This is a genomic window from Pseudomonas sp. NFACC10-1, assembly GCF_900119195.1.
GTDB lineage: Bacteria > Pseudomonadota > Gammaproteobacteria > Pseudomonadales > Pseudomonadaceae > Aquipseudomonas > Aquipseudomonas cerasi.
The window spans coordinates 44,177-50,883 of sequence record NZ_FPJB01000013.1; the positions used below are offsets into that span (position 1 = coordinate 44,177).

4 protein-coding genes are annotated in these 6,707 nt (G+C 57.0%); all 4 read left to right on the forward strand.

Annotated features, from left to right (window positions below; genetic code table 11):
* Positions 1 to 155: 155 nt before the first annotated feature.
* Positions 156 to 2,717, forward strand: a complete 2,562-nt coding sequence (locus BT119_RS25895) for a type VI secretion system Vgr family protein (protein ID WP_072367148.1) — start codon at positions 156 to 158, stop codon at positions 2,715 to 2,717.
* Positions 2,714 to 4,774: a T6SS effector phospholipase Tle3 domain-containing protein gene (locus BT119_RS25900; protein ID WP_072367150.1), complete on the forward strand. Its 2,061-nt coding sequence runs from the start codon at positions 2,714 to 2,716 to the stop codon at positions 4,772 to 4,774. The genes BT119_RS25895 and BT119_RS25900 overlap by 4 nt, the downstream gene beginning before the upstream one ends.
* Positions 4,771 to 6,450: a type VI lipase adapter Tla3 domain-containing protein gene (locus BT119_RS25905; protein WP_175550611.1), complete on the forward strand. Its 1,680-nt coding sequence runs from the start codon at positions 4,771 to 4,773 to the stop codon at positions 6,448 to 6,450. Before BT119_RS25900 ends, BT119_RS25905 begins: the two co-directional genes overlap by 4 nt.
* The coding region (locus BT119_RS25910) for a PAAR domain-containing protein (RefSeq protein WP_072367154.1) at positions 6,447 to 6,707 on the forward strand (261 nt) is incomplete at its 3' end. The genes BT119_RS25905 and BT119_RS25910, both read left to right, overlap by 4 nt.

Consider the following 6,707-nt stretch of genomic DNA (forward strand, 5'->3'; position numbering starts at 1 on the left):
ACTACCTCACTGCGGCATCAAGAGTAATGTCGCCCGGTAATGGCCCTTTGCAATTTAACTGTGTGCCCCCGGAAAGAAGTCTATAGACTCACCCACCTCTCTATATCAGCACTCTCGCCCGGAACGAGCGGCTGGTTTTATATAACGGAGCAACAATGTTAAAGGATCTAACGGCGCTATTTGCGCCACAAAACCGTCGTCTGATCAAACTGACGACCGTTGCCCGTGACGAACAGGAACTCCTGCTGGAACGTTTTTCCGGCACTGAAAGCCTGTCCGAGCTGTTCAGTTTCGAGTTGTCGATGATCAGCCGCGATGCCGGCCTGGAGCTCAAATCGCAGATCGGCCAGCCTGCACAACTGGCAATAGAGCTGGCCACCGGCGAGTCGCGCTTCATCAATGGCTATATCAATGCCTTCAGCCTGGAAGGCAGCGACGGCGGTCTGGCACGTTACAGCGCAACACTGAGCCCCTGGCTGTGGATGCTCTCGCGACGCGTCGACTCGCGCATATTTCAGGAACAGACCATCGAAGCCGTTATCCGAACGGTATTTGCGGTCTATGGCGCGTTGCCCGATTTCGAGTTTCAACTCAGCCAGCCACTCAAGACACACAGTTACATCACCCAGTACCGTGAAAGCGATCTGACCTTTGTATTGCGCTTGCTGGAACACGAAGGGTTGTTCTTCTATTTCGATCACAATCAGGAAAAGCACACGCTGATCATTCTTGATCACTCGCGTGACCTCTCGCCCCTGCCGCAACAGCCCACCATTCGTTATCACAGTGCATCCGTTACCGAGACAGCGGATTCGATTACCGAATGGCGCAGCCATCGACGCCTGCAGTCGGGGCGCATGTCCATTCAGACTTTCGATTACAAGCAGCCGCGCAATTCGCTGCCGGTTGGCATGCCGAGTCTCAACGAGCAGGGCAACGTCGATTCGTATGAAGTGTATGACGTGCTCGATCACTACAGCCACGGCACCTTCAATGACGGTGAACGCCTGGTACGTCAGCGTCTGGAGGCCATTGAAGTTCAGGGCAAGACATTCACCGGCAACAGTAACTGCCGCGCCATGTACCCTGGCCACACCTTTGAACTGACCCAACATTTTGATCATGACCGCGGCTCTGCTGAAGATCGCAGTTTTCTGCTGATATCGGTCAAGCATGAGGGCAGCAACAATTACCTGTCGGACGAAGGCGCGGGCTACACAAACGAGTTCGTGTGCATTCGCCACAAAATCCCCTACCGTCATCCGATCACCGTCCCGCGCCCGAGCATTCCGGGCCCTCTGAGCGCCATCGTGGTCGGGCCGGAAGGTGAGGAAGTGTTCACTGATGAACTGGCGCGGATACAGGTCAGGTTCCACTGGCAGCGCGGCGACAGCCTACCGCAAGGCACCACCTGGTTAAGAGTGGCGATGCCCAGTGCCGGTAGCGGCTTCGGGCATCAGTTCATGCCACGCATCGGCCAGGAAGTGCTGGTGACCTTTCTGGCGGGCGATATCGACCGGCCTCTGGTGACGTCGGTACTCTACAACAACATTAATCTGCCGCCACGCTTCAGCAAGGCCTCGGGGCTGCCCGGCAACCGCACGCTGTCGGGGATCCGCACCCAGGAACACAAAGGCAGCGGCTTCAACGAACTGCTGTTCGATGACACGCCGGGCTCGCTGCGCGCACGCATGGGCACGACCCATCAGGCCACTGCCCTCAACCTGGGCAAACTGACCGATCCGCGTACTGACGGCACCGCTCAGCCACGCGGCAACGGCGCAGAACTGCGCACCGATGCCGCCATCGCCCTGCGTGCCGCGCAAGGCATGTTGCTGACCACCTATGCGCGTACCGACGCAAAAGGCTCACAGCTGGATCGCGAAGAGCTGCTCAAACTGCTGGCCGAGTGCGGCGAGCTGTTCAAATCCCTCGGCGAAACCGCAGCCGCACGTGGCAGTCAGGCGGTGGATGTCAAAGGTATGGAAGCCTTGCGCCAGTCGCTCGACCAATGGCCCGCGCCGGACAATAACGGCCTGGGCGACCCGGTACTGGCCATGACCGCTGCCGCCGGCATTGCCAGCGCCACACCACGCTCGCAGGTTCACTATGCGGGTGAAAATCACGACACCACTGCGCAGGACAACCTGCAATTGACCAGCGGCGCGGCCATGCACCTGCAAGCAGGCAAAGGGCTGTCGGCCTTCGCTCAGGATGCAGGCATCAGCGCCATCGCCAACCGCGGCAAGGTGCTGGTGCAAGCGCAGGAAGACGACATCGCCCTCAATGCCCAGAAAAACCTGCACGTCTCGGCCGTCGAAGGCGAAGTGGTCATCACCGCGCCGACCATCCGCCTGGTCGCCGATGACGGCAGTTACATCAAGATTGGCGGCGGCGTCGAGATCGGCTCACAGGGCAAAGTCACCGTGCACGCCAGCGAACACGACTGGATCGGCCCCAAGACCGACAGCGCTGCTATCCCCTCTTTCGGCCGCGACCCCGCCGCCCAGCAGGTCACCTTCCACTACCCCGGCCACAGCGAACAAAGCCCGCGGGCAGCAGCGGATCACTCGTATGAAATCAAACTGGAAGATGGCAGCCTGGTGAAAGGAATGACGAACGCAGACGGACTGACCGAGCGCGTGGAACGCGAAATGATGCATCAGGCGCAAGTATCGGCACTGCGCAGCGGCACCCCGAAAGGAGGTGCGCAATGAACGGCGCCGATGAATACGCCGTTGCCCAAGGCAACACACGCCTGATCCCCAACCTCAACACCACCTGCAAAATGGAAGTGCCCGGCGATTTGCCAGGCGTAGTGATCTTTCTGCACGGTGTGAATGACCCGGGGGCGTCGTACAGCATGGTGGAGAGCGGGTTGTGTCAGGGGGTGAATGAGCGACTGGACCGGCCGGATCTGGTGCCGGGGCGATACGGGGCTGAGTACGACATCGCGAAAAAAAAACTCAGAGCCAAACAACAACTGGAAGATCAAGATAAACAGCTACTCGACGACCCAGACACCCATCTTTACAGACGTGATACTGACGACCCGAAAACGCGCAGCCTGCTGATTCCCTTTTATTGGGGATATCGGGCCGACCCCAGCGAAATCAGCCGGGACAAGAACAACGCCCCCACTAAACTGCGTGACCAGTATCAGGACATACAGGGTAATCGCCTGGATCGGCATTTTGGCAAGGCCGGTGGTTATTTTGTCAATGCCACCAATAACCTGCTGGAAATGTATGACAAGGGCCTGCCACTCACCATGCGCCTTAAGATTGCCCGAAAGACGCTACCCAACACACATTTTCTGGGGGATAACCCACATCGACGTTATTACGTGCTGGCTGCTCACCGGCTCGCGATGATGGTCAAGGAGATACGCAGGGTGTCTCCCGACGAAACCATCACGATCATGGCGCATAGCCAAGGCACGTTGATTACCCTGCTGGCGCAAGCACTGCTGGTGGACGGGGGGCATCGTTGCGCGGACACCATCATCATGGTGGACACGCCCTACTGCCTGTTCCCGGAAGTCACCCCCAAAGATCAAGACACGCTAACCACACTGATTCGCATCGTGGCACAGGTGACTCAGGCACCCCACACCCAGCCGCCGCTTTCAGACCTGTGCAACCCCGCAACCTACTGCGGAAGAAGCGGCCCGCAGTGGTCACCGACACAAGGTACGCGCAAAGACAAGGGCAAAGTCGGTAACCTGACGGTATTCCCTGAGCGTGATAACCGCGGCAAGGTATACCTGTATTTCTGCCCGGACGACACCACCGTTGCACTGGATGACGTAAGAGGCATCGGCACGTTTGGGGTGTGGGACATCCATGGCAAAGACAGTACTCGCAACCCTATGGCTGAATTGAAGGCCGTGCGCTTTTATCAACGCATGTGGACCAAGCGCTACCGTGACGATTCTCCGGTCATGGTTGGAAAGCCTCCAGGCTATGACCTGTTGCGCGCCAAAAACGAATCTCGCTATGCCGGCGACAGTTGGTTCGCAGGGCTCCTTTCGAAAGGCCCTACAGAAGAAGGGCATAGGATACTGATCAACGCTGAACAACTGTATCCACCACACGCCCCCGCTATGTTTGGCGGGGAGGAGGAGAATTACAAGGGCGATCAGAACAAATCAGGGCGTGACAGGCCCGATGACGCTAACAAAGCCAATGCCGTGGGCAACCCAAGGGCCAAGCTCAGATGGCACTTTGTGCGCAACCACACAGGATCGATAGACCTAGAGCGAGAGCTTGCCCAATGGAATATGGGCAAAGCGCCAGGTCAACAGACCCGCATCATAATCAAGCGAAGACTGACAGGCGACGGCGCACCAAGGCCTTCGGATACTTACGAGATACTGCGCGAGGACACGCCGGACGAAATACGTGAGTTCATGGATGAAAGCAATTCGACCGAGGTGCTGGACTTCAATAGCTATCACTCGGGCCTGTTGCGAAGCCCGGAAAACCATCAATGGGTAACGGCGATGGATATCGCGATTGGTCAGGCGAAATGCCTGGACGACCCGGCGATGCGTGATGTACTGGTGGCGATTGCGGATTGGAAGATGGACAAGAAGAAATTTGAAGTTGTTGAGAAACTGCCTGGCTGGATAAAACTTAGCGACGAAGCTCAGGCATTGGTGAAAGCCAGTAATGCTTACTACGAACGAGGCATATTCCCCCCGCCAGAGCTAGTACCATTAACACCGCCATCCTTACTCACAGGCTCTCAGATTAAGGGAGTCTCTAAATGACGGCGTACCCAAGGAAAGCCTTGATACGACCCAAGCTGAAGCCGTATATCTGGATAATAGGAATACTGCTTTCCCTCTGGATAGGATTTGTCCTGCTAGTCTATTTAAACGCACAGGAAAACAACATGGAACTCCGTGACATACACTCGGTAACGCGCTGGGGCATTGCGGCTATTTTTGGCACTGTGCTGCTGACCTACAGTGGTCACTGGTGGGGCAAAGCCGTTGCTCATGAAAAAGTCGAACTGGCGGCATACAAATCCAACGTTGCAGCACAGATATCAGATCAACAGGCCACTCAAAAACGAAATTACGCCTTGGAAATCCGGGGGGTAGGAATGGCAGTACATGGCTGGCATCAATCGTCAATCTGGCGAGAGATCGTTAAAAAAAATAGCAATTTCGTTTCAATATACTCGTCAGATGCAAAGGACTACAATCCCGGTCTGAGTTCACGCGAGACTACTAGAGACATCAATATACGCGTAGCCTTCCAACATTCTGCAGATGTGGCTGTGCCATATTGGCCCATCCCGACGTTTGCAATTGCCCCCCCAAAACAACCATCAGACACAGGTGCCGCCGACAACATTCTCAACGGGCGCAACGCCGCTACTTTAGGTGTGACGTTATTCTTGTGGCAAGACGCTGAAAACACTACTCACGCTCAAAAAATACTTAACCGTTTATTCAGTTTTTTTGAGGACAACCTGCAAGTACCTCAAGCGCTAATAGTAAGTGAAGACGGTGATGTCACGCGAAACGGATTACGCGTTGCAGGTACTCCGGGCATGCCAAAAAACGCTCAAGTAGTTCCAACGGTATTTGAAAGCATGACCGGCCTGCTGGTTACTCGATCGGATCGAGTGGATCACTACATCCGTCCCTATGCGACTAACGATTCAGATGACAATCAAAACAAAAGTAGCGATCTGGGCAAGCTGTGGGCTTTTTACTGGGAGCGTGACAAGAATCTGTATGAAGCAGGAGCAGGCACCTATAATCCCAAGGTACCGGATGCCCCGAGCACCATGTCCACCGCCTACTGGCAATCCCAGCTCCCCACCCTCTGGAAGACCATCAGCAATCGCGGCCCTGGCAACTTCGAGCCCTCCCCCTGGCTGCCAATCCGTTGGGGTCAGCATCAGGTCAAGGAGTTCGATGCTGCGCCGGTACTCGGCTATCTGCACCGCCCGGTCAAGGCGCCCATGCAGGATGAAAACGGCAAGCGTCTGAAACCGGCCTTGCAAGCCAAAGCGTTGCAAGCCGCCTGGGTGCAGGCGCTGGATACTTTGCCAGATGGTCAGAAACCTGTGCGGGTGTTCTACGACAGCACCAACAACCCGGAAGCGGAAATCGCCCTGAACAACGCCCTGCACGACCTGAACAAGGACGGCCACGGTCTTGAGCTGGGCAATGTCGAAGAGGGCTACGACATCGGCCGCCGTCTGGGCAATACCGGGGTCAGTGGTGCGCTGGTCGAGATCAATCTGGCGACCATCGCCAGTTACAAGGATGGCGGCGTCAGTGCCGTGGTCTACGCCGGCACCGATGGCAGCCTGACCGTACAAATGGTCCGCCCGCCCGATGAAGCCCGCAAAGCGAAGAACAGCCAGAACCGCGGCGCAGACCCGTTCACCTTCGGCTCGCCAACCGGCGGGGCACCTGCGGAGTGAGTTATCCCGTCTGCCTGGGCGACGCCACCAGCAGTGGTGGCCGAGTGGTGTCCTGCCAACTGGCAGGCACCCACACCCTCAACGGCAAGCCTCCGGCCGTGCTGGGCGACAAAGCCACCTGCCCGCTTCATTCAGGAGAGTTCGCCTTTATCGAAGGCCACCCCACCCGAAAACTGAACGGCATACCGGTGGTCCTGCACGGCCACCGACTGGCGTGCGGCTGTCAGGGTGTGGCCAGCCACGCCATGAATGTGCGA